The organism is Sphaerisporangium rhizosphaerae (assembly GCF_042665155.1).
GTDB classification, from domain to species: domain Bacteria; phylum Actinomycetota; class Actinomycetes; order Streptosporangiales; family Streptosporangiaceae; genus Sphaerisporangium; species Sphaerisporangium rhizosphaerae.
Genome location: NZ_JBHTCG010000037.1, coordinates 57,879 through 80,907, shown reverse-complemented (window position 1 = coordinate 80,907; position 23,029 = coordinate 57,879). Strand labels below are relative to the sequence as shown.

Sequence of the window (23,029 nt, the reverse complement as noted above, 5' to 3'; positions counted from 1 at the left end):
CCTAATCGGGGCCCGCCTCCGCCTCGGCAACCCGTCCACCGAGATCGGCGAGCAGGGCCCTCCCAGGACGGTCAGGCCGAGCCGGGGAGGAGGTCCTGGTCGCGGGCCCAGGTCAGGAGGGCTTCCCGGGCGGCGTCCTTGCCGACGATCCCCTGGTCGAGGCGCATGTCCAGCAGGAACTTGTACGCCTTGCCGACCACGGGGCCCGGGCCGACGCCGAGGACCTGCTGGATCTCGTTGCCGTCCAGCTCGGGCCGCATCTTGGCCAGCTCCTCCTCGTCGGCGAGGCGGGCTATGCGCACTTCCAGGTCGTCGTAGGTGCGCGACAGGGCTTGCGCCTTGCGCTTGTTGCGGGTGGTGCAGTCGGCGCGGGTGAGCTTGTGCAGCCGCTCCAGCAGGTGGCCGGCGTCGCGGACGTACCGGCGCACGGCGGAGTCGGTCCACTCGCCGGTGCCGTAGCCGTGGAAGCGCAGGTGCAGTTCGACCAGCTGGGAGACGTCGGCGACGACGTCCTTGGGGAAGCGCAGCTCGCCGAGGCGCTTCTTGACCATCTGGGCGCCCACGACCTCGTGGTGGTGGAAGGAGACCCGTCCGGCCTCCTCGTACCGCCGCGTCTTGGGCTTGCCGATGTCGTGCAGCAGGGCCGCCCACCGCAGGACGCGGTCGGGCCCGGCGGTCTCCAGGGCGATGGCCTGCTCGAGGACGATGAGGGTGTGCTCGTAGACGTCCTTGTGGCGGTGGTGCTCGTCGATCTCGAGCCGCAGCTTGGGCAGCTCGGGCAGGACGTGGGCCGCCAGGCCGGTGTCGACCAGGAGCCCGAGGCCGGATCGCGGGTCGTCGCCGCAGAGCAGCTTGTCGAGCTCGTCGCGGATGCGCTCGGCGGACACGATCTCGATGCGGTCGGCCATCGAGGTCATGGCGGCGACCACGGCGGGGTCGACGGTGAAGCCGAGCTGGGAGGCGAAGCGGGCGGCCCTGAGCATCCTCAGCGGATCGTCGTCGAAGGACTGCTCGGGCGTGCCCGGGGTGCGCATCACCTTGGCGGACAGGTCGGACAGGCCGCCGTACGGGTCGACGAACTCGTGCCCGGGGAGCCGCACGGCCATGGCGTTGACCGCGAAGTCACGGCGCTCCAGGTCGGCTTCGAGGGTGTCGCCGTAGACGACCTCGGGCTTGCGCGACTTGGGGTCGTAGGACTCGCTGCGGTAGGTCGTGATCTCCAGGACCCAGTTGCCCTTGCGGACGCCGACCGTGCCGAAGTCGATGCCGATGGTCCAGATGGAGTCGGCCCAGTCTTTGACGATTTCCAGCACCCGCTCTGGGCGCGCGTCGGTGGTCAGGTCGAGGTCGTTGCCGATGCGGCCGAGGAAGACGTCGCGAACCGAGCCGCCGACGACGGCGAGCTCGTGCCGGTGCGCGGCGAACAGGTCGCCGAGCTCATCGGCGATCGGGGCGATCCGCCGAAATAGGTCGATCACGGCCCTCTGCTGACTAACGCTCAGATTTGAGACGGACAAGCTGGGTAGGTCCTTCGGTTACGGAAGCAGATCTCCGAGCTAGCCCTGGTGTAACCCACCCGGGGATACACCCCGAGCGATCACCAGGTTACGGTCGGTCGTAGGTCTGTCGGGGGCACCCGGACAAGACAAGGAGCACGAGAGATGAAAGACGCCCTCGCGATCCACCGCCGGCTCCTGTCCCACCAGATCCACCATGAGATCGTACGGCTTCCCCGCGCCTTGACATGCGCCGACGACCTCCCCGCCATTCTCCACGTCGACCCCGCTTCGTGCATTCGGGTGACGGTCTACGAGGTCACCACCCGCAACCAGCGCGAGCCCGTGGCCGTGGTCACCACGGTCGCCTCGCCTCCGCGGCCGGGAGCCGTCGGGGCCCTGCTCGGCGCCCGCCGGGTGCGTCCCGCGCCCGCCTTCCTGGTGAACTCCGCCACCGACTACGCCGCGACAAGCGTGTCACCCCTGCTGCTCCCGGACGACCTCACCGTGCTGATCGACGAGCGCCTGGCCGAGCACGGCGACCCCGACGCCCTGGTCTACACCCCGACCGGCGAACGGCGCACGGCACTGCGTCTGAGGGTCCTTGACCTGCTGTCTCTCACGCGAGGCAAGCACGTCGACCTGGAGTCCCCCCGGCACAGGACGGTGCGCATGCCGGGCACGCGCGAGGTGCGGCCGGTGAGGGGCGCCCCCCGCTGCGAATCGCCGCCCGCTCTGCTTTAGGCCATACCATTCTGGGCGTGCGCCCAACTCCACCCCTGGCCGGCACGTGACCCGCGGAGCCGCCCTGATCGTCGCGCTGACCGCCGCGTTCCTCACGCCGGCGGCCGTCGCCGGTGCCTCGGCCGGTCCGGCCGGGGCGGGAGCCGCACAGGTCGCCGCCGCGCCCCAGGCACGCCCCGCCCACGCCGCGACCGCGCCCCGGGGCCTCGCGGCCGACGCGCAGACCACGGCCCGGGTCCGCCAGGCTGACGCCTCGACGTCGGGCCGGCAGGAGACCCAGATCGTGGTCAACTCGATCACGCCCCAGGCGCCCCGCGATTCCACCACCGAACTGAAGATCTCCGGGGCCGTCGCCAACACCGGCGGCACCACCCTCAACTCCCTCACGCTCCAACTGCGCTTCTCCCGCCAGCCGTTCGCCACCCGCGCCGAGATGCAGGCGTTCGCCGACGGCGGCCCCATGCTGGACTCCACCCGCGAGTCCCTGGTGGTCGGCCAGCTGGTGGCCTCGCAGAAGGTCCCCTTCGAGTTCGCCACCACCCCGGCGAAGCTCGGCATATTCCGCTTCGGCGTCTATCCCCTCACCATCCAGATCATCGACGCGGCCGGGCGGCCGCTCGCCGCGCAGCGCACGTTCCTGCCCTACGCCCCCGCCGGCCAGCAGGTCGCCCGCACGAAGATCTCCTGGGCGCTCCCCCTCGCCGACCAGCCCCACCGCGGCGACGACGCCACCTTCGTGGACGACGCCCTGCACGACGCCGTGGCCGACAACGGCCGCCTGGGCAAGATCCTCAAGCTGGCCGAGACCTCCGCCAAGGGCGTGACCTGGTTCGTCGACCCGGCGGTGCTCGACGACGCCCAGGCCATGGCCAAGGAGTACACCCTCAAGTCCGGCGACAAGGCCGAGAGCCGGCCGGGCGACCAGACCACATCGCAATGGCTCCAGCGGCTGCGCACCGCCTTGCAGGACGCCCCCGTGTCCGCCCTTCCCTACGCCGATCCGGACATCACCGCGGTCAACCACCACGGAATGGACACCCTCACCGGCACCGCGCTCAAGCAGGGCGCCGCCGTCGCCACCGAGGCGCTCGGCAAGGACGTCACCACCGCCGTGAACTGGCCGGCGGCCGGGGTGATCGACCGCGACGCGCTGGACGTCCTGGCCGTCGGCGACGTGCGCACGGTGCTGCTGAACGCCTCGGCGCTCCCCCCGAGCACCCCCGTCACCTACACCCCCGACTCCGCCGCCACGGTGGACACCGTCAAGCGGCCGGTGCGCGTGCTGCTGGCCGACCCCGTGCTGAGCGGGCTGGTCGCGACGACCGGCACCTCCGGGCCGGGCGTGACGGCCCTCACCACCCAGCGCTTCCTCGCCGAGACCGCGATGATCAGCGCCGAGCGCCCCACCGAGTCGCGCGCGGTCGTCGCGGCGCCGCCGCGCCGGTGGAATCCCGACCCGGCTTTCGTCACCGCGCTGCTCAAGACGGCGGCCTCGGCGCCCTGGCTCAAGCCCGTCTCCCTGGGCTCGGTGAAGCCCTCGGCCGACACCGCGATCCCCCGCACCGACCTCGTCTACACCGACAAGGACCGCCAGGCCGAGCTGAGCCGGGCCTACATCGGCGGGGTCAGAAAGCTCAGCAGGCGGGCCGAGCTGACCGCCACGGTCAGCGCCGACCACCGCAGGGTCTTCGACACCGCCGTGCTCCGCGCCGCCTCGACGGCCTGGCGCGGCCGCGCCGGCGCGGCCGGGCCGTTGCTCAAGCAGCTCGACGCGGCCGTGACCACCCGCACCGACGCCGTCTCGATCACCGGCCGCGAAGGGCGCACGCTCGCCGGCAAGAACGGCACCGTGCCGATCAGCATCCGCAACGACCTCGGCGACCAGGAGGTCACCGTCGGCGTGCGGATCACCTCCGGCGACCGCAAGCTGCTCACCATCGGCCCCTACGAGTCGCCGGTGACGATCAGTCCCGGCAAGACGCGGCCGATCGACATCCCGATGACCGTCAACGGCAACGGCGGCGACACGACGGTGAAGGTGCAGCTCACCACCGCCGACGGCATCCGCTACGGCGCTCCGGTCGAGGTCTCGGTGCGCACCACGGGGTACGCCGCCATCGCGCTGGTGATCGTGGGCGCGGCCGTGGCCGTGATGCTCGCCGCGGTGCTGCTGCGCGTCCTGCGGCGCCGCTCACGCAAGGCGGCCAGGACGCGGGGCGCCATACGCGGCCGGCCCCAGTCCGTACCCGAACCGGCACAGCAGCGAGAGGGGCCTTCATGAGCCGGATGTTGCGCGCCAGCGCGATCATGGCCGCGGGCACCATGGTGTCCCGCCTGACCGGCTTCGTGCGCACGGCGGTGCTCGCCTCGGCCATCGGCGTCGCCGCCCTGGGCGACGCCTACAACATCGCGTACACGATCCCGTTCATCCTGTTCGACCTGCTCATCGGCGGCGTGCTCAGCAGCGTCATCGTCCCTATGATCGTCAAGGCGCAGAAGCACGACGCCGACGGCGGGCGCGCCTACGAGCAGCGGCTGATGACCGTGGCCACGCTCGCCCTGGTGGTGATCGCGGTGGTGGGCGTGCTGTGCGCGCCGCTGCTGATCGGGCTGCTGACCACCGACCTGCCGGCGCTCGACGCCGAGGTCGCCACCACGCTGGCGCGCTACATCCTGCCGCAGATCGCCTTCTTCGGCATCGGCGCGATCGCCGGCGCCATCCTGAACACCCGCGATCGGTTCGCGGCGCCCATGTGGGCGCCCGTGCTGAACAACGTCGTGGTCATCGGGGTCGGCCTGCTCTACCACTTCGTGAGCCGCGCGGGCGGAAACCTCCACGCGGTGACCGGCTCCGACCTGGCCCTTCTCGGGCTCGGCACCACGGCGGGCATCGTCATCCAGTCGATCGTCCTGGTGATCTCGGTGCACCGCGCCGGGTTCAGGTTCGTGCCCCGGTTCGACCTGCGCAACGCCAGGCTGGGCGAGATGGGCCGGGCCGGCGTGTGGACGCTCGCGTTCGTCCTGCTCAACCAGGTTTCCTACATCGTCACGACCAACCTGGCGACCGGCGCCACGGCGAAGGCCGGGAAAGAGCACGTCGCCGGCATCGCCTCCTACAGCTACGCCTTCCAGCTCTTCCAGCTGCCCTACGGCATCATCGCGGTCTCGGTGATCACCGCGATGCTCCCCCGCATGAGCCGGTACGTGCACGAGGGCGAGTACGGCGCCATCCGCGAGGAGTTCGCCTCCGGCGTGCGCCTGGTGTCGTGCGTGATCGTGCCGTGCGGGCTGCTGCTGATGGTCCTCGGCCCCGCGGTGACGGTGCTGATCTTCGGGCACGGCAGCACGTCGGTCGACGACGCGGTGAACATGGGCAACGTCCTGCAGGTCTTCGGGCTCGCGCTGGTGCCGTTCTCGATCTACCAGCTGCTGCTGCGGGTGTTCTACAGCTTCGGCGACACCCGCACCCCGGCGCTCGTCGCCGCCGGCAACCTCGCGGTCAACGCGACGGTGAGCTACATCCTTTACCTCACGCTGCCGCCGCGGCTGATCGTCATGGGGCTCGCCGCGTCCTTCACCGCGGCGTACGTGGTCGGCGGGACGGTCGCCTGGACGCTCGCGAGCCGGAAGGTGGGCGGCGGGCTGGGCGGGCGCATCGTCGCCTCCGGGCTCTCGCGGATGTACACCGCCGCCATCCCCGCGGCGGTCGTCGCGCTGGCCGCGTTGTGGGCGATCACGGAGTTCGCCGGCGTCACGCCGCTCAGCTCGGCCATCATGCTGGTGGCGGGGGGTGGGCTCGGCGGGGCGCTCTACCTGGTGACCTCGCACCGCATGCGCATCGCCGAGATCAGCTCGATCATTGGACTTGTGGCGGGGCGGGTAGGCCGCTAGTCATAGGTAACCCGGAAGTCCGGTTCGCCCGTGTTCAAAGGGCAACACGGACGAGACCCGCGCCGGACTACGATGGTGCCCGGCGCACGGTGACGATCGTGTGCCGCCGGCTGACGAGGAGCAGGAGGGGCGTGGGGGCATTCGCACGGACATCGCCCGCGACCAGGGAGAGGATCACCTCATGAGCGCCCCGGCCGTGGAGCCCGGCGGCCGACTGGCCGACCGGTTCCGCCTGGAAGACCGCGTCAGCGAGTCGGGTGGCGCCACGTTGTGGAAGGCCATCGACGAGGTGCTCGCGCGGCCCGTCTGCGTCCTCACGCTGGACCCCGACTTCGACCGCGTGTCCGAGGTCGTCACCGCGGCCCGCAGGGCCAGCCGCCTGACCGACCCCCGGCTGACGCAGGTCTTCGACGCCGCCGAGGAGAACGGCCAGGCGTACGTGGTCAGCGAGTGGGTCACCGGCGAGTCCCTGACCGACATGGTGTCCTCCGGGCCGATGGCGCCCGAGCGGGCCGCCGCGCTGGTGGCCGAGGCCGCCGAGGCGGTCGCGCACGCCCACGAGGCGGGCCTGGCCCACCTGTGCCTGACCCCCGACCGTCTCATCTGGACGGCCGGCAGCACGGTCAAGCTGCTCGGACTGGCCGTGGACGCCTCCCTCAGCGACATCGAGAGCGACAGCGCCGCCCGCGAGGACGCCCAGGGGCTCGGCCGCCTGCTGTACACCGCGCTGACGGGAACCTGGCCGGGTGACGGCGACGTCGACCTGCCGCCCGCGCCGATGGACGACGGCAAGGTCTGCACGCCGCGCCAGGTCACGGCCGGCGTCCCCGGCTTCCTCGACGCGATCACCTGCCGTGCCCTGATGCAGGAGCCGCGGCGGGGGCTGCCCGCGCTGGCGACCCCGGCCCAGGTGGCCGAGGCGCTCGCCGAGGTGCCGCGGCCCGCGCCCGTGCCGGTCTCGTCGACGCCTCCCGCGGTGACCCTGCGCTCGGAGGCCCCGCCCGACACCGAGCCGCCCCGCCAGTCGCACACCACCGCGCACCAGCGTCCGCCCATGGCGCCCATGCCGCGCCGTTCCGGCGGGGTCGCGGGGCGCGTCGTGATCACGGTCGTGGTCCTGCTGGTCATCGTGGCGGTCGGCGTCGGCGCGTGGACCCTGGGGCAGAGCCTCGGCAAGCGCCCTCCGGTGCACTCCGCGTCCGCCTCCCCCTCGCAGGCGTCCCAGCCCAAGATCACAACGGTGCGGCCGGCGAGCGCCAACGGGTTCGACCCGCTGGGCAGCGACCGTTCCGAGCATCCCGAGTGGGCCCCCCTGGCCATCGACGGCAAACCCTCCACCGAGTGGCACACCGACAAGTACAACAGCGCCGAACTCGGCGGGCTGAAGAAGGGCGTCGGCCTCCTCGTCGAGCTGGGCAAGCCGACGCCGATCGCCGATGTGGTGGTCTCACTGGGCGACACGCCCGGGTCCAGCATCGAGCTGCGGGTCGGCGACTCGGCCGACCTCGGGGCGCTGAAAACAGCCGCCAAGCAGGAGAACGTCTCCGGCACGGTGACCCTCACACCGGAGAAGGCGGCGACCGGCCGGTACGTTTTGATCTGGTTTACGCGCCTTCCGGCCTTTGAGGGGAAGTTTCGTGGCACCATCTATGACGTAGTGGTGCACTCTCCCGGATCGGCATAACAGGACACGCGTTGTGAACCCTCCTCCCGATAGCCCGCCGGCGGCTACTCAGCACGCCGCACGGTCCGCGTTGTCCGACGCCGACCTGCTGACGAGCCATATCGGCGGCGATCCACACGCCTTCAGCGAGATCGTCCGGCGCCATCGCGACCGCATGTGGGCGGTTGCCCTGCGTACGCTCGGTGACCCCGACGAGGCCGCCGACGCCGTGCAGGACGCCTTCGTCTCCGCCTACCGCAAGGCCGACAGCTTCCGCGGCGAAGCGGCCGTGACCACCTGGCTCCACCGCATCGTCGTGAACGCCTGCCTCGACCGCATGCGCCGCAAGTCCATCCGGCCGGTCGCCGACGACGAGCTCGTCGAGGCGGCCGAGCGGGACACTCCGATGCCCGACCAGACAGGGGACCGCGACGTCTCCATGGAGGTCACGGCCGCGCTCAAGCTTCTGCCGGCCGACCAGCGCGCGGCGCTGGTGCTGGTCGACATGATGGGATATTCGGTCGAGGACGCAGCCCAGGTGCTGGGCGTGCCGACCGGCACCGTCAAGAGCCGCTGCGCGCGGGGCCGTGCCAAACTTGCCCCGATTCTTTCCCATCTGCGGAACCGATCGGACCTAACTCGCGTCTCATCCGCGAAGGGAGCAGAACTTCGTGACGGGTGATACGCACTACGATATGGAGATCCTCGCCGAGCTGGCAGAGGGTCTTCTCGACGGCGCCACGGCCGCGCGGGTCCGCGAGCATCTCGCGGTATGCGATCCCTGTGGGGAGAGCCTCGCCGACCTGGCTGCGGTCCGCGAAATGCTCGCGGGAGTGCCGGTGCCCGCGATGCCCATGGGCGTCGCGCTCCGCATCGACAAGGCACTAGGCGCCGAAGCCGAGACCAGGCGGTCCGGTGGCGGGCTCAAGCTCGACGAGGCGCCCGACTGGGATCGCATCATGGCCGACTCCCCCTGGGAGGCCATGCCGGATTCCCCATGGGAGACCGCGCCGGAGCCGCCCTTGACGGTCGGTGAGCCGCCGTTGCGGGCCGTGCCCGCGATGGCCGCCGTGGAGGAGCCGCCAAGGCCCTCGGCGCCGCAGGTCCCCGAGCCGCAGGTCCCCGAGCCGCAGGAGGTCGTGCGCCTCGGCGTCGTGGCCGATGACGGCACGGTCGTCCCCGCCAGGCGCCGCAGGGCGTCCCGGCGGCGTTCCTGGCAACTGCCCGCGATGGCGAGCGCGGCGGCCGCGGTCGTCATCAGCGTCGCCGGGGTGTCGGCGGGCCTGCTGTCGGCCACGGGCACCGAGGGAGGGGCCGGGAAGGACTCCTACGCCCTGCCGGCTCCCACGACCACCGCGCCGGGCGCGGAGCCGTCGAAGGACGTCTCGACCACGGGTCCGACCCATCCCGGCCGGAAGTACGTGATCGCCAGCAGCGACTTCAACTACTCCGACACGGTGCTCAGGGGGCCGCTGAACACCTACGTCGGCGCCTACGGCCCCGGCTCGACCGGCGACGAGTCGAGCGATCCCGCGGTGATGCGGTGCATCACCCGCATCTCCGAGCAGGTGGGCGACCAGCTCGGCCTGCGCAAGAATCCCAACCCGATCGGCGTCGACCAGGCCTTCTACGAGGGCAGCGAGGCCACGGTGATGGCTTTCTGGAAGAACCGCCTGCACAACGCCGTCTGGGTGTACGTCGTGGACGACAACTGCCGCAACATGCGGCCGCCGTCGGTGAGCCGCTGGCAGTAGGGCCGCTCGCGAGCGGGCGCCCGCCTGTTCGCGATCCGGAGTCGTGAGAAGTCCTCCGCGGGTTCCGCGGAGGACTTCTTCTTGTGGAAGGCGCGGCTTTCCTGGGACGGGAATCCCGGACGCCTAGGATCTGTTGACGCCACTGCATCCACCAACGGGTAACCAGAGCCGGGCAGCGTGCGGCGACGCACACCGGCGACGCGCCGGGACCACCATGCGCAGAAAGGCGAGAGGCGTGAGCGACGTCCGTAACGTCATCATCATCGGGTCGGGCCCGGCCGGCTACACGGCCGCGGTCTACGCGGCACGCGCGGATCTCAACCCCCTCGTGTTCGAGGGCTCGGTCACCGCGGGTGGCGCGCTCATGAACACCACCGACGTGGAGAACTTCCCGGGCTTCCCGGACGGCATCCTCGGCCCGGACCTGATGGACAACTTCCGCAAGCAGGCCGAGCGCTTCGGCGCCGAGCTGGTCGCGGACGACGTCGTCGAGGTCGATCTGACCCAGACGCCCAAGGTGGTCAAGACACCCACCGAGACCTATCTGGCCAAGACCGTCATCGTCGCCACCGGTTCGGGGTACCGCGAGCTGGGCCTGCCCAACGAGAAGCGGCTGTCCGGGCGCGGCGTCTCCTGGTGTGCCACCTGTGACGGCTTCTTCTTCCGCGACCAGGACATCGTGGTCGTGGGCGGCGGCGACACCGCCATGGAGGAGGCCACCTTCCTCAGCCGGTTCGCCCGGACGGTCACGGTGATCCACCGCCGTTCCGAGCTGCGCGCCAGCAAGATCATGCAGGACCGCGCCTTCGCGAACGAGAAGATCCGCTTCCTCTGGGACAGCCAGGTCGTCGACATCATCGGCGAGAACCGGGTCAGCGGCGTCGTCGTCCGCGACGTGAACACCGGCGAGCAGACCGAGCTGGCCGTCGGCGGCCTGTTCGTCGCCATCGGGCACGACCCGCGCAGCGCCCTGTTCAAGGAACAGCTCAAACTGGACGACGAGGGCTACATCAAGGTCGAGGGGCAGAGCACCAGGACCAACCTGGACGGCGTCTTCGCCTGCGGCGACGTCGTCGACCACACCTACCGCCAGGCCATCACCGCCGCGGGCACCGGCTGTTCGGCGGCGATCGACGCCGAACGCTGGCTCGCGGACAACGCAACCGCCACCGCCACCAGTTAAGGGGAGAACACCGTGGGCGACATCAAGTCCGTAACCGACGCCACCTTCGAGGCCGAGGTGCTCAAGAGCGACAAGCCGGTGCTCGTGGACTTCTGGGCCGAATGGTGCGCCCCGTGCCGCCAGGTCGCGCCCGTCCTTCAGGAGATCGCCGCCGAGCACGCCGACAAGCTCACCATCGTCAAGATCAACATCGACGAGAACCCGGCGACTCCGCGCGACTACGGCGTACTCCAGATCCCGACGCTGAACGTCTACAAGGGTGGAGAGGTCGTGAAGCAGATCATCGGCGCCAAGCCGAAGGCCATGCTGCTCCGCGAGCTCGACGGCGTCATCTAGGCGCCCCTGCGGCTCGTGCCGTCCGCAACCGTGCGAGCCGTACCACCCCGCCGCCTCCTTCCGGGCGGCACCCCACCCAGCAGAGCCCTCCGCGCCCATCGGCGCGGGGGGCTCTGTTCGTACCGGAAGCTCCGTACGGCTTTGGGGGTCCGTCCATGCGGGTGGCTCTTGTTGTGCGCTGGGCCGGGGTGCGGTCGGGCCGGTGGTGCGCAGGGAGCTGTGGTGCGTGGGAGGCGTGGTGCGTGGGACGGCGCGGGGCTCAGATCGCCTCAGACGGGGCGTAGCGCCCGTTCAGGAGTCATGGACCCCAGGAGACGCTCCAGTGCCACCTCGACGTCCTCACGCCACGACGCCGCGGTCTTGAGCTCCAGCCGCAGCCGCGGGAAGCGCAGATGCGGCCGGACGGTCTTGAACCCGACCGCGAGCAGGTAATCGGCGGGCATGACGCAGCCGGGCTGCTCCCACTTGAGGTCGCCGAATGCCTCGATCGCCCGGACGCCGCGCCGCGTCAGGTCCTTGGCCACGCCCTGGATCAGCATGCGGCCGAGCCCACCCCCGGAGAACTCGGGGATGATGTGCGCGGTCATCAGCAGGACGGCGTCCGCGCTGACCGGCGAGGTGGGGAAGGCCACCGAGCGAGGGACGTAGAGCGGGGGCGCGTAGAGCACGAAACCGGCCGGCACGCCGTCGACGTAGCAGATCTTGCCGCAGCTGCCCCACTCGAGCAGGGTCGCGGAGATCCACGCCTCCTTCTCCAGCCCCGGATCGCCGGCCAGCTGGGCCCGCTCGCCGCTTACCGGGTCGAGCTCCCAGAAGACACACCGTCGGCAGCGGCGCGGCAGATCATCAAGGTTGTCCAGCGTGACGTTCACCAGCCGACGCGACACCTCGAGGCCCCCAATCCTTGCGAGACGACGCGAGTGTGGGCGGAAATGCGCACGAATTTACGGCGTCTCCAAAGTGGCATGGTAGCCGAGTGAAAGCGGGATACGCCGGTCCTGCGAGCCGGGCCCGCGCGGCCTGTCGCCGCCGCGGGGCGCCGAGCAGGGCGGACGCCGTTCCCCGGCGCCGCGAAGCTCTGCGGACCGCCGCGCGCGTTTCCTCCGGCCCCTCGGCGGAGGACTCCAGGGGTGTGCGGGGCGACGACGAGGGGACCTACTCCGCGGCCTCAATGTCCACCCCAGAAATCGGCGGAGAAATGTCCGTAGTGCCGGTGAAGTGAAGAAATACGGAAGGGTTTCGAGGATGCCTGCCGTAGGCTGGTCACTCCGCAATGAACCTAGCTCGGCTATGCCCTAGGAGGTGGACCGTGACGGAAGAGCAGGATCACGGTCGGAGGACCGCGGCCCACGGGTCGCGCATCGACGCCTACATCGATCGGTACGCCGCACGGGCTGCCGGCATGGTGGCCTCCGAGATCCGAGCTCTTTTCGCCGTCGCATCGAGGCCCGAGGTGGTCTCGCTGGCCGGCGGCATGCCGTACGTCACGGCCCTCCCCCTCGACACCGTCGGCGAGATCGTCGCCGACCTGGTGGCCCACCGCGGCACCGTGGCCCTGCAGTACGGCTCCGCCCAGGGCGACCCGCACCTGCGCGAGCAGATCTGCGAGGTCATGCGCCTGGAGGGCATCGAGGCCGGCCCGGACGACGTCGTCGTCACCGTCGGCTCCCAGCAGGCCCTCGACCTGATCACCCGTATCTTCATCGACCCCGGCGACGTGGTCCTCGCCGAGGGCCCCTCCTACGTAGGCGCCCTGGGCACGTTCGCGGCCTACCAGGCGTCGGTGGTCCACGTGACCATGGACGACGAGGGCCTCGACCCCGCCGCGCTCGCCGAGACGATCGACGCACTGTCCCGGCAGGGCCGTCGCATCAAGTTCCTCTACACCGTGCCGACCTTCCAGAACCCGGCCGGTGTCACGCTCAGCGCGTCGCGCCGCCGCCAGGTGCTGGAGATCTGCCGGCGGGCCGGTGTGCTGGTCGTCGAGGACAACCCGTACGGCCTGCTGGGCTTCGACGGCGAGCCGATGCGCGCGTTGCGCGCGGACGATCCCGAAGGCGTGGTCTATCTCGGGTCGTTCTCCAAGACGCTCGCCCCGGGCTTCCGCGTCGGCTGGGCCCTGGCCCCGCACGCCGTGCGCGACAAGCTGGTGCTCGCCCTGGAGTCGGCCGTGCTGTCGCACTCCACCTTCACCCAGCTCACCGTGGGGCAGTACCTCGCGACCCAGCCGTGGCGCGAGCAGATCAAGGCATTCCGCGAGCTGTACCGCGAGCGGCGCGACGCTCTGCTCGGCGCGATGGACGCCCTGATGCCCCCCGGCTGTGTGTGGACGCGGCCCGCCGGCGGCTTCTTCGTCTGGATGACCCTCCCTGAAGGGCTCGACTCCAAGGCCATACTGCCCCGCGCCGTCGCCGAGCGGGTGGCGTTCGTACCCGGCACGGGCTTCTACTCCGACGGCTCCGGCGCGCGGCACATGCGCCTGTCGTACTGCTACCCCGAGCCCGACCGCATCCGCGAGGGCGTCCGCAGGCTCGCAGGCGTGATCCAGCAGGAACTGCTCATGCGCGACACGTTCGGCACCGGGTCCGCTCCCGTCCACGGTGGGGTCGACACCCCCGGGCCCGACCTAGCCTGAAGATGACGTGCGGCAGGCGCCGGCTCCCCCGGCGGCGCCTGCCCCTGGAAAGACCAAGCGGTAAGAAAGGTCCTTGATGAGCGATCTCGGCCATGTGCTGGTGCTGGCAGGCGGGCTGTCCTACGAGCGCGAGGTCTCGCTGCGCTCGGGCCGCCGCGTGAGCGAGGTGCTTCGTGCGACCGGGGTCGACGTCGAGACACGCGACACCGACGCGAGCCTGGTGCCCTCCGTGCTGGCCGATCCGCCCGACGTGGTCTTCGTGACGCTCCACGGCGGGAGCGGGGAGGACGGCGCCATCCGGTCGGTGCTCGAACTGCTCGACCTGCCCTACGTCGGCGCCGGTCCGCAGGCCTGCCGCATCGCCTTCGACAAGCCCACGGCCAAGACGATGGTCCGCTCGGTCGGCGTCCGCACGCCCGACGCGGTCGTGCTCCCCAAGGAGACCTTCCACGACCTGGGCGCCTCGGCCGTGCTCGGGCGCATCATCGAACGGCTCGGGCTGCCGCTGTTCGTCAAGCCGTCGCACGGCGGGTCGGCGCTGGGCGGCTCCATCGTCCGCAAGGCCGACGAGCTGCCCGCGGCCATGGTCGGCTGCTTCGCCTACGGCGACACCGCGCTCATCGAGCAGTACATCGAGGGGGTCGAGGTCGCGGTCTCGGTGGTCGACCTCGGCGACGGGCCCACCGCCCTGCCGCCGGTGGAGATCGTCGCCGACGAGGGCGTGTACGACTACTCGGCGCGTTACACGGCCGGGCGCACCGAGTTCTTCGCCCCCGCGCGGCTCCGGCCGGAGGTCGCCGAAGCGTGCGCCCAACTGGCCGTCACCGCGCACACCGCCCTCGGGCTGCGCGACCTGTCCCGCACCGACCTCATCGTCGACGCCACCGGGCAGCCGCACTTCCTCGAGGTCAACGTCGCCCCCGGGATGACCGAGACGTCCCTGCTGCCGATGGCCGTGGAAGCCGCCGGCCAGGACCTCAGCGCCATCTGCCACGGTCTCCTCCAGGCAGCCATTCGACGAGCCCGCTGAGCGGGTGCAGATGGGCGCTACCGGTCCTCAGGTGAGCGGAGCGGCGGCGTACAGGCGGCCATGACGAACTCGCCGATCTTGTTCTGGTGGCGTACCGGTCCGCAGGTCAGCAGGGCGCGGGCGTAGCCTTGCGGGCGTGATCGAACAGCTTCACTCCAAGAGCTTCGCGAGCGACAACCACGCCGGGGCGCACCCGGCCGTCCTCGCGGCCGTGGCCGCCGCCAACGCCGGCGACGCCCCCGCGTACGGCGACGACGACTGGACCGCCTCCCTGGCCGGACAGGTGCGCTCCGAATTCGGCGAGCAGGCCACCAGCCTCGTCGTGCTGAACGGCACCGGGGCCAACATGCTGTCGCTGAGCATGATGCTGGGACGCCGGTACGAGGCGATCGTCTGCCCCGAGACCGCGCACATCGCCACCCACGAGACGGGGGCGAGCGAGCGGGTGCTCGGGGTGAAGCTCGTCACCGTCCCGACACGCGACGGGAAGCTGACTCCGGGAGACATCACCGCGCGGCTCGGCGGCCGGGGCAACATCAGCGAGGTCCAGCCGAGCGTGGTGTCCATCTCCCAGGTGACCGAGCTCGGCACCTGCTACACCATCGACGAGGTCGCGGAGATCGCCGCGACGGCTCACGACAACGGCATGCTGCTCCACATGGACGGCGCCCGCCTGGCCAACGCCGCCGCCCACCTCGGCTGTTCACTGCGGGCGCTCACCACCGACGCCGGGGTGGACGTCGTCAGCTTCGGCGCCAGCAAGAACGGCGCCCTCGTGGGCGAAGCCGTGATCGTCCTGCGTCCCGACCTCGCGGAGGCAGGGCCGTACCTGCGGCGGCAGACGCTCCAGCTCGCCTCCAAGATGCGCTTCGTCTCCGCCCAGGTCTCCGCGCTGCTGACCGAGGAGCTGTGGCGGCGCAACGCCGAGCACGCCAACGCGATGGCGCGCCGGTTGGCCGATGGTGTCGCCGGCCTCCCCGGCCTGGACATCACGTGGCCGGTCGAGTCCAACGCCGTCTTCGCCGCCCTGCCGGCCGAGGCCATCGCCGAACTCCAGGCGCGATACCTGTTCCACCTGTGGGACGCCTCGCTCGGAATCGTGCGCTGGATGACGGCCTTCGATACCTCCGCCGAAGATGTCGACACCTTCGTGGCCGACATCCGGCAGACCCTCAAGTCCCTGTCCTCCTGACCCCCGTCCTCCCGTTCCACTCCCCCCTGACGCCGCCCGCGCCGTTTCACGTGAAACATGGCCCAGCGGAGCGTGTGACGAGCCGACCCGCCACCGCAGGTTTCCAGCTCCTCCCTCTCTTGCGTATCGGTGACTGATGAGTCCAGCGGGCGGGCGTGCTGGACGCCTGCCCGCTTCCCCTGGGGACTCCGTTACGGCCGGGTGCCGTGAGAGGACGGGCGAAGTGGGGACCGCACGAAGATCCGCGCCGAGACGTACGTCGCCACCCCACTGGGCCGTTGACACCGAAGGGCCGACGGAGACAAAGCCACCGCACACCGGCTGAGCCGTCACCAGAGCATTTGGTGGGTCCACCTCACCAGCCGGTGGGCGAGCCGGACATGGCTGCCCACCCTGTCGTATGTCACCGGCACCGGGTAATGGTGGGCGATCGTGCGGAGGTCCGTGGCGTGGTCCATCTCGGCATGCATGCGGGTTGGTGGACCAGCACGACTGCCCACCAGGTCGACCCACCCACAATGGGTGACGACTGGGCGTGTGGAGCGCGGGCCGGCCGTCCACCACCGACATGGGGTGGCGACGGGGAGGTTGCACCGAAGTCCGCGCCTGACGTGAGTGCCGCAAGGACGGCTGCGAGTGCAGCCAGGCCCGAAAAGAACGAACCCCACGCGGCGATCACTCGATTCGGCTGAGCCGTCGCCCACGGAGTTGCTAGACCCACCCCGCAAGCTGGCAGGTGGACCGACATGGCCACCCACCCGGTCTACGTCACCAACTTGGGGGCTGTGGAGGATCGTGCGGAGAACCCTGGGTGGCACATCCCGGCAAGCGGCTTGGTGAGGAGCCGGCAGGCAGCGCCGGCCCACCCACCTGCATGCCGGGGTGAGCTCATCCGGACCGCCGCTCGCGGCTCGGCCTGTGCGGTTGTACGAGGTGTCCGGCACCCATCGTCCCCACGGCCGACGGGGAGGGGAATCCCGCCCGGACGATACGCGGTTTCACGTGAAACACCGGTCGGACACGGATAGGCACTGAACGAGGAACGCGCGAGCCAGGCGAAGAGATCTCGCCGTTTCACATGAAACCACGCCCACCGAAATAGACTGCGCCTCCTGGCGGTATCCAGGAGGGCAGGCAGGATCATCGAGCCGGTTCGGGATGCACGGTCATGGTGGGAGCCAAGCGCGGGACGGGTTACCTCAGAAGGGTCAGTCTTCGGCGGCGTGGATGGCGGTGGCGGCTTCCGGGACCATGGCGCCGATGATGCGTTCGAGGTCGTCCATGGTGGCGAACTCGACGACGATGCGCCCCTTGTGCCGGCCGAGGTCGACCTTGACGCGGGTCTCGAAGTGGTCGGAGAGCCGGTGGGCGAGGTTGGTGAGGACGGGCTCGGGGGCGTCCTTGACACGGCGGGCACGGGGAGCGGGAGCGGCGGTGGCCTCCCCCATCGAGACGATCTCCTCCACGGTGCGTACGGAGAGCCCTTCGGCGACGATGCGGCCGGCCAGGTGCTCCTGCGCCGCCGGGTCGCTGAGGGTGAGCAGCGCCCGCGCGTGCCCCGCGCTGATCGTCCCGGCGGCCACCCGCTTCTGGACGTTGGCGGGCAGGTTCATCAGACGCAGGGTGTTGGTGATGTGCGATCGAGAGCGTCCAACTCGCTGTGCGAGCTGCTCGTGGGTGGCGCCGAAGTCGTCCAGCAACTGGCGGTACGCGGCGGCCTCCTCCAGCGCGTTGAGCTGCTCCCGCTGGAGGTTCTCGATGAGCGCCTCGCGGAGCATCTCGTCGTCCTGGGTGCTCCGGACGATCGCCGGGATCTCCGTCATCCCCAGCAGCTTGGAGGCGCGCCATCGTCGCTCGCCCATGATGAGCTCGTAACGATCGTCATCCGCCGCGCGCACCACGATGGGCTGGAGCAGCCCCACCTCGCCGATGGAGTCGGCCAGCTCGCGCAGAGCATCGTCGTCGAAGATGTCCCTGGGCTGCCGGGCGTTCGGGATGATCGACTTGACCGGGATCTCCAGGAAGTACGCGCCCGCGACCGGCTTCGGCCCGTCATCGGCCGGCCGGGGCTCCGCGGGCGCCGCCGTCGGCCGGCTCGGCGCCTCGACGATCGGCCCGGTGGGGATCAGGGCCCCGAGTCCCTTCCCCAGTCCACCACGCTTCTGCTGAGCCACGAATCCTCCTCGCCCAACGCCACGCCCGCGCGGAGACGGTCACCACCGGCACCGCCTCTGTCGCCGCGTATTCCACTCGATCTCGGCCGAACCACCGGAACCCGGCGCAGGACACTCCACAGGAGGGTACCGCTGCCGGACGGGGTCAGCTTCCCGCTAGCGCCGCGGCGCGGAAGGCGATCTCCCGCGCCGCTTCCATATACGCCATGGCACCGCTGGAGCCGGCGTCGTAGGTGAGCACGGACTGGCCGTAGCTGGGCGCCTCGGACACCCGGACGCTCCGGGGAATGACCGTGTTGAGCACCGTGTCCCCGAAATGGGACCGCACCTCGTCGGCCACCTGGGACGCCAGCCGCGTACGGCCGTCGTACATCGTGAGCAGGATGGTGGAGACCTTGAGCTTCTGGTTCAGGTGCACCCGGACGAGTTCGACGTTCTGCAGCAGCTGGCTGACGCCTTCCAGCGCGTAGTACTCACACTGGATGGGGATCATGACCTCCTCGGCGGCCACCATGGCGTTCACGGTGAGCAGGCCGAGGGACGGCGGGCAGTCGATGAAGATGTAGTCCAGGTCGACGGCGTCGAACGCCTCCAGCGCGCGCTTGAGCCGCGCCTCCCGGGCGACCAGCGAGACCAGCTCGATCTCGGCGCCGGCCAGGCCGATGGTGGCCGGCGCGCAGTACAGGTTGGGCATGTCGGGCACCGGGCTGACGATCTCGGCCAGCGGCAGATCCTCGACCAGCACCTGGTAGACCGACGGAATGTCGCCGCGGTGCTCGACGGACAGCGCGGTGGAGGCGTTGCCCTGGGGGTCGAGGTCGACGACGAGCACGCGCTGGCCGTGCATCGACAGCCCGGCCGCCAGGTTGACGGCGGTCGTGGTCTTGCCGACGCCGCCCTTCTGGTTGGCGATGGTGATGATCCGCGGCTTCGGGGGACGGGGCCAGTCGCCCTCCTGCAAGGAGGACGAGTAGCCGATCGAAGCGGCGGCCACGGGAGCGGATGGTGCTGTTTCACGTGAAACCACTGAGCTGAGCGCCTCTCGGACCAGCGGCGAATCGCCGGGGTTAAGGGGGGGCTGAGACACGGTCGTCGTCCTTTCAACCGGCATGGCGGCATCAGGGGAAGTCGGCCAGCCGAGCCCCGTGGGCCTTCCGCCCGTGGCGGAGACATGACCAGCGGGCCATCCAAGGCCGCCTGCCGTATCCGGCATAACCGTCACCTCTTCCGTCGGCGCCGCGCACCCTGTGCACTTCGTGCTGGCGAGCGTCCGGCGACCACCCGGACAAGAGTCGCGGGCGGATCGACCTTACCGCGCCCGACTGTGACAAGCTCGGCGGAATGCACGCCATAGGCCTGCAATTGCTGTGCCGCGGCGTCGAGTTCCTCGGCGGCCCGCTCCCCCTTCATCGCCAGGAGCTGTCCGCCCTCGCGCAGCAGGGGCAGCGACCAGGCGAGCAGGCGGTCGAGCGGCGCGACGGCGCGGGCGGAGGCCACGTCGAAGTCGCGCTTGCCCGCGAGTTCCTCGGCACGCCCGCGCACTACTTCCACATTGTCCAGCTTCAGCCCCTCCACGCACTCCTCCAGGAACGTCGTCCTGCGCAGGAGCGGCTCCAGGAGCGTCACCGTCACGTCGGGACGCACGATCGCCAGCACGATGCCGGGCAGCCCGGCGCCGGAGCCGATGTCGACCAGGCGGGCGTCCTCGGGCACGGCCTCGGCCACCACGGCGCAGTTGAGCAGGTGCCGGTCCCAGATGCGCGGGACCTCTCTGGGGCCGAGCAGCCCTCGCACGACGCCGGGGCCGGCCAGCATCTCCGCGAACGCCCGGGCCCGGGGCCACGCTTCACCGGTGAAGACCGCGCGCGCAGCATCGGGCGCGTCGGGCAGTTCTTCGCTTTCCGCCATCACTCACTCAACTAGAACGGTCACCATATCTTCGCGTAAGGGTAGCCCTCCCCGCCGTCCCCGACGGCTCGACGCGTCCGATCGGCGGGTTCGCGGGCCCGATCGGCGGAGCCGGACAGGACGGGGAAAAGCTCCGGGCGGCCGCGGTACAAGGTCGCGCATGGATTCGGCAGGCGGGCCGGGCGGGGGAGCGGCGCGACCGCCGCCAGCGATACAACTTGAGCGACGCATCGGGTTGCCCGGCTCTCGCGGGCAAGCGGGGTCCGGACAGCCCAAGGGCCGCCGATCGGCAAGATCGGCGGCCCTCTTCCGGGATGCCCCGGTCGGTACGCTGCGCCCGCTCAGGCGCGGGCGCCCTCCGCCGTCAGGCGGGCAGGACGACGACGTAGCGCTCGGGCTCCTCGCCCTCGGACTCGCTCCGCAGGCCGGCCGCGGCGACGGCGTCGTGCACGATCTTGCGCTCGAAGGGCGTCATCGGCTGCAGGGACTTGGCCTCGCCGGAGCGCTTGACGTCCTCGGCGGCCTTGGCGCCCAGTTTGGTCAGCTCGGCGCGCTTGCCCTGCCGATAGCCGGCGACGTCGAGCATCAGGCGCGAGCGCTCGCCCGTGCGGCGGTGCACCGCGAGACGGGTGAGCTCCTGCAGCGCTTCCAGCACCTCGCCGTTGGCGCCGACGAGGTCGTTGCCCTTGATGTCAACGATCGACACGAGGGCACGGTCGCCTTCGACGTCCATGTCGATGTCGCCGTCGAGGTCGGCGATGTCCAGCAGACCTTCGAGGTAGTCGGCCGCGATCTCGCCCTCCTGCTCGAGGGCGGCGATGTCGGGCGCGGCCTTCGGGGCCTGCTCCTCGTTGACTTCGGTCACGTCCGGACTCTCCTTCAACACAACCGGCTACGGCTTCTTGCTACCTGTGCGCTTGCTGCGCGGCTGCCGCGTGGGCTGCTGGCGAATGACCTTCTGTTCGGGAGCGGACGGCGGCGCGTCGGCGGGCTCCTTGGCGTCGGCCTTCCCCGGAAGGATCTTACTCAGCAGGCCCGGCTTGGGCTCGGGTGTCACCATGTTGCCCTTGGCGTCCACCACCGGCATCGGGTGCCGGCTGTAGAACCAGTGTTGCTGACCGAGCGTCCACAGGTTGGTGGTGACCCAGTAAAGGATAAGGCCGAGAGCGAAGTTGAGGCTGAAGATCGCGAACAGCGGCGAGATGTACATCAGGATCTTCTGCTGCTGCGCCATGGGGTTGTCGGGCATCTGCGCCATGGAACGCGTGACGCTCTGCCGCACCGTGAGGAAGGTCGTGGTGGAGCTGATCGCGACGAAGATGCCCAGAATGATCTTCGTGATGATCGGGTCGGCGCCCAGGGCGTGGATCTCCGCGCCGCTGGTGAAGAAGGTCGCCGGGATGGGCGCGCCGAAGATGTGGGCCGATCGGGCGGAGTCGACCATCTGCTGCGACATGCCGTGGGCGGCCTTGTCCTCGGCGATCGACCGCAGCACGGTGAACACCGAGATGAAGATCGGGAACTGGGCCACCACGGGCAGGCAGCCGCCCAGCGGGTTGGCGCCGGCCTCCTGGTAGACCTTCATGACCTCCTGGTTCATGCGCTGCTTGTCGTTCTTGTACCGCTTGCGCAGCTCTTGCACCTTGGGGGCGAGTTCCTGCATCTTCTTCGACGAGCGCATCTGCTTGAGGAAGAGCGGGAAGATCAGCAGACGCATCAGCACGGTGAGCGTGATGATGGTCAGTGCCCAGTTCAGCCCGTTGTCGGGGGGAATGATGACGCTGTACGCCGCGTGAATCCACGCGATCACCGTCGCTACGGCGGTGTACAGCGGTTCCAGGAATGTCAGCTCCACCGAGCTAGCTCCCTTGCGTTTCGTCGTGGGACCGGACCGGGCGCGGGGGCACCGGGTCGTAACCTCCCGGGTGGAAGGGGTGGCAACGCCCGATTCGCCTGGCGGTCAGCCACAGCCCGCGCAACGCGCCGTGTACGGCGATCGCCTCGAGGCCATAGGCACTGCAGGACGGTTCGAAGCGGCATCGCGGCCCAAGGAGGGGGCTTATGAAGGCTCGATAGAACCGGATCGGGGCGATGAGGACACGGGCGCCCGCCGAGATCGCGGGAGGACGTCCCGCGTCCACGGTCGCGGTCGGCGCGGGGATCGCCTGCACGCCCGCGTCCCGCTCTCTCGCCTCTGGATCTCCGTTGGTCATGCCTGTCCATCCGTCGCGGCCGGGCGATCGGACCGTCGCCCCGACGCCCGCCGTCCGATCAACCGGTCCAGCGCGACGTCGAGCTCGGCGGCGAGGTGCTCACTTCGCGCGGACGCCGCCTGTGGATTGGCGCGTACAACAAGCAGGCTACCTCGCGGCAGCGTGTGCAGGCGGTCGCGCATCAGGTGCCTCAGCCGGCGCTTGACCTGGTTGCGGACCACCGCGCCACCGACGGCCTTGCTGACCACGAAGCCGACCAGGGGAGGATCGCGGGGATCGCCCCGGTCGCTGAAGTGGGCGACCAGGGTGGGGCGCCCGGCGCGCCTGCCCTTCCGGATGGCGCTCGCGAACTCCTCGCCCCGGCGCATTCGGGAAGCGGACGGCAACACGGATGGACCTGCTCTCAGACCGACAGGTGCCCGGGCACGGCTATCGCCCGCCGGTCAGTTCCGACGGGCGAGACGAGCACGCACCGGGCGCTCCGCGCTGTCAGGCGGACAGCTCCGCGCGGCCCTTGCGACGGCGGGCGGCGAGGATGGCGCGACCGGCCCGCGTGCGCATGCGCAGCCGGAAGCCGTGGGTCTTCGCGCGGCGACGGTTGTTCGGCTGGAAAGTACGCTTGCTCACGAGTGGGCTCCAGGCTTGAGTTCACCCGCACACGGTGCGAGCGATTGACACACAGGGCTTGGGCCTGCCGAATGCGTGGGCACGCCAAAGTGCCGTCGCGCGACAAGCCGACCGTCGTACGTTACGGGCCCGGGAGCCCGGAGGTCAAACCGGAACGGCGCGCGCGTGTCTCACGAAGCGGAC

At 70.5% G+C, this 23,029-nt stretch carries 21 protein-coding genes; 11 read left to right on the top strand and 10 right to left on the bottom strand.

All coding sequences use genetic code 11. The features are described 5' to 3' along the window. Positions 1-71: 71 nt before the first annotated feature. A complete protein-coding gene (locus tag ACFQSB_RS34670) occupies positions 72-1,517 on the bottom strand; it encodes a CCA tRNA nucleotidyltransferase (protein ID WP_380831097.1) in 1,446 nt (481 codons plus the stop codon). 144 nt (positions 1,518-1,661) lie between these two features. On the opposite strand from ACFQSB_RS34670, the gene ACFQSB_RS34665 reads away from it, so the two are divergent. The 8 genes from ACFQSB_RS34665 (at position 1,662) to trxA (ending at position 11,067) form a co-directional block, all read left to right on the top strand. Continuing rightward, positions 1,662-2,240 carry an aminoacyl-tRNA deacylase gene (locus tag ACFQSB_RS34665; protein ID WP_380831095.1) on the top strand — a complete coding sequence of 193 codons (579 nt, stop codon included), beginning with the start codon at positions 1,662-1,664 and terminating at the stop codon, positions 2,238-2,240. A gap of 46 nt (positions 2,241-2,286) precedes the next feature. Then, positions 2,287-4,521 (top strand): DUF6049 family protein, encoded by a 2,235-nt coding sequence (locus ACFQSB_RS34660; RefSeq protein ID WP_380831093.1) that lies wholly within the window; start codon positions 2,287-2,289, stop codon positions 4,519-4,521. After that, positions 4,518-6,131 carry a murein biosynthesis integral membrane protein MurJ gene (gene murJ, locus ACFQSB_RS34655; protein ID WP_354927630.1) on the top strand — a complete coding sequence of 538 codons (1,614 nt, stop codon included), beginning with the start codon at positions 4,518-4,520 and terminating at the stop codon, positions 6,129-6,131. Before ACFQSB_RS34660 ends, murJ begins: the two co-directional genes overlap by 4 nt. A gap of 181 nt (positions 6,132-6,312) precedes the next feature. After that, a complete protein-coding gene (locus ACFQSB_RS34650; protein ID WP_380831091.1) occupies positions 6,313-7,815 on the top strand; it encodes a serine/threonine protein kinase in 1,503 nt (500 codons plus the stop codon). Between the two features lie 13 nt (positions 7,816-7,828). After that, entirely contained in the window at positions 7,829-8,476 is a 648-nt protein-coding gene (gene sigM / locus ACFQSB_RS34645; RefSeq protein ID WP_380831089.1) for an RNA polymerase sigma factor SigM, read from the top strand. Continuing rightward, positions 8,466-9,548: an anti-sigma factor family protein gene (locus ACFQSB_RS34640; RefSeq protein ID WP_380831087.1), complete on the top strand. Its 1,083-nt coding sequence runs from the start codon at positions 8,466-8,468 to the stop codon at positions 9,546-9,548. Before sigM ends, ACFQSB_RS34640 begins: the two co-directional genes overlap by 11 nt. Positions 9,549-9,783: 235 nt before the next feature. Then, positions 9,784-10,731: a thioredoxin-disulfide reductase gene (gene trxB, locus ACFQSB_RS34635; RefSeq protein WP_380831085.1), complete on the top strand. Its 948-nt coding sequence runs from the start codon at positions 9,784-9,786 to the stop codon at positions 10,729-10,731. A 12-nt stretch (positions 10,732-10,743) separates the two neighbouring features. After that, on the top strand, positions 10,744-11,067 hold the full coding sequence (trxA, locus tag ACFQSB_RS34630; protein WP_354852124.1) for a thioredoxin: 324 nt from the start codon (positions 10,744-10,746) through the stop codon (positions 11,065-11,067). 269 nt (positions 11,068-11,336) lie between these two features. Here trxA and ACFQSB_RS34625 read toward each other — a convergent pair whose 3' ends face one another. Next, positions 11,337-11,954 carry a GNAT family N-acetyltransferase gene (locus tag ACFQSB_RS34625; protein WP_354927640.1) on the bottom strand — a complete coding sequence of 206 codons (618 nt, stop codon included), beginning with the start codon at positions 11,952-11,954 and terminating at the stop codon, positions 11,337-11,339. Between the two features lie 515 nt (positions 11,955-12,469). Here ACFQSB_RS34625 and ACFQSB_RS34620 point away from each other — a divergent pair. From ACFQSB_RS34620 to ACFQSB_RS34610, 3 genes are all read left to right on the top strand, one after another. After that, entirely contained in the window at positions 12,470-13,702 is a 1,233-nt protein-coding gene (locus ACFQSB_RS34620) for an aminotransferase-like domain-containing protein (RefSeq protein WP_380831105.1), read from the top strand. A 76-nt stretch (positions 13,703-13,778) separates the two neighbouring features. After that, a complete protein-coding gene (locus ACFQSB_RS34615; protein WP_380831083.1) occupies positions 13,779-14,732 on the top strand; it encodes a D-alanine--D-alanine ligase family protein in 954 nt (317 codons plus the stop codon). Positions 14,733-14,868: 136 nt separating this feature from the next. Next, the gene (locus ACFQSB_RS34610) at positions 14,869-15,924 is read left to right on the top strand and encodes a threonine aldolase family protein (protein ID WP_380831081.1); all 1,056 of its coding nucleotides are present in this window, start codon (positions 14,869-14,871) and stop codon (positions 15,922-15,924) included. 1,208 nt (positions 15,925-17,132) lie between these two features. On the opposite strand, the gene ACFQSB_RS34605 is transcribed toward ACFQSB_RS34610, so the two are convergent. The 8 genes from ACFQSB_RS34605 to rpmH all read right to left on the bottom strand — a co-directional run bounded on the left by ACFQSB_RS34605 (position 17,133) and on the right by rpmH (position 22,846). Then, positions 17,133-18,098: a ParB/RepB/Spo0J family partition protein gene (locus ACFQSB_RS34605; protein ID WP_354927646.1), complete on the bottom strand. Its 966-nt coding sequence runs from the start codon at positions 18,096-18,098 to the stop codon at positions 17,133-17,135. A gap of 145 nt (positions 18,099-18,243) precedes the next feature. Next, complete coding sequence (locus tag ACFQSB_RS34600; RefSeq protein ID WP_380831079.1) at positions 18,244-19,209, bottom strand: ParA family protein; 966 nt, start codon at positions 19,207-19,209, stop codon at positions 18,244-18,246. Positions 19,210-19,316: 107 nt separating this feature from the next. Next, the gene (gene rsmG / locus ACFQSB_RS34595; RefSeq protein WP_354927650.1) at positions 19,317-20,006 is read right to left on the bottom strand and encodes a 16S rRNA (guanine(527)-N(7))-methyltransferase RsmG; all 690 of its coding nucleotides are present in this window, start codon (positions 20,004-20,006) and stop codon (positions 19,317-19,319) included. Positions 20,007-20,370: 364 nt separating this feature from the next. Next, positions 20,371-20,871: a Jag family protein gene (locus ACFQSB_RS34590; RefSeq protein WP_354852138.1), complete on the bottom strand. Its 501-nt coding sequence runs from the start codon at positions 20,869-20,871 to the stop codon at positions 20,371-20,373. Positions 20,872-20,898: 27 nt separating this feature from the next. After that, positions 20,899-21,861, bottom strand: coding sequence for a membrane protein insertase YidC (gene yidC / locus ACFQSB_RS34585; protein WP_380831077.1), 963 nt, complete (start codon positions 21,859-21,861; stop codon positions 20,899-20,901). A 4-nt stretch (positions 21,862-21,865) separates the two neighbouring features. Beyond that, on the bottom strand, positions 21,866-22,147 hold the full coding sequence (yidD, locus tag ACFQSB_RS34580) for a membrane protein insertion efficiency factor YidD (RefSeq protein ID WP_452571824.1): 282 nt from the start codon (positions 22,145-22,147) through the stop codon (positions 21,866-21,868). A 68-nt stretch (positions 22,148-22,215) separates the two neighbouring features. Beyond that, positions 22,216-22,587 (bottom strand): ribonuclease P protein component, encoded by a 372-nt coding sequence (rnpA, locus tag ACFQSB_RS34575; protein WP_380831075.1) that lies wholly within the window; start codon positions 22,585-22,587, stop codon positions 22,216-22,218. A gap of 121 nt (positions 22,588-22,708) precedes the next feature. Then, a complete protein-coding gene (gene rpmH, locus ACFQSB_RS34570) occupies positions 22,709-22,846 on the bottom strand; it encodes a 50S ribosomal protein L34 (protein ID WP_010849920.1) in 138 nt (45 codons plus the stop codon). Positions 22,847-23,029 lie beyond the last annotated feature (183 nt).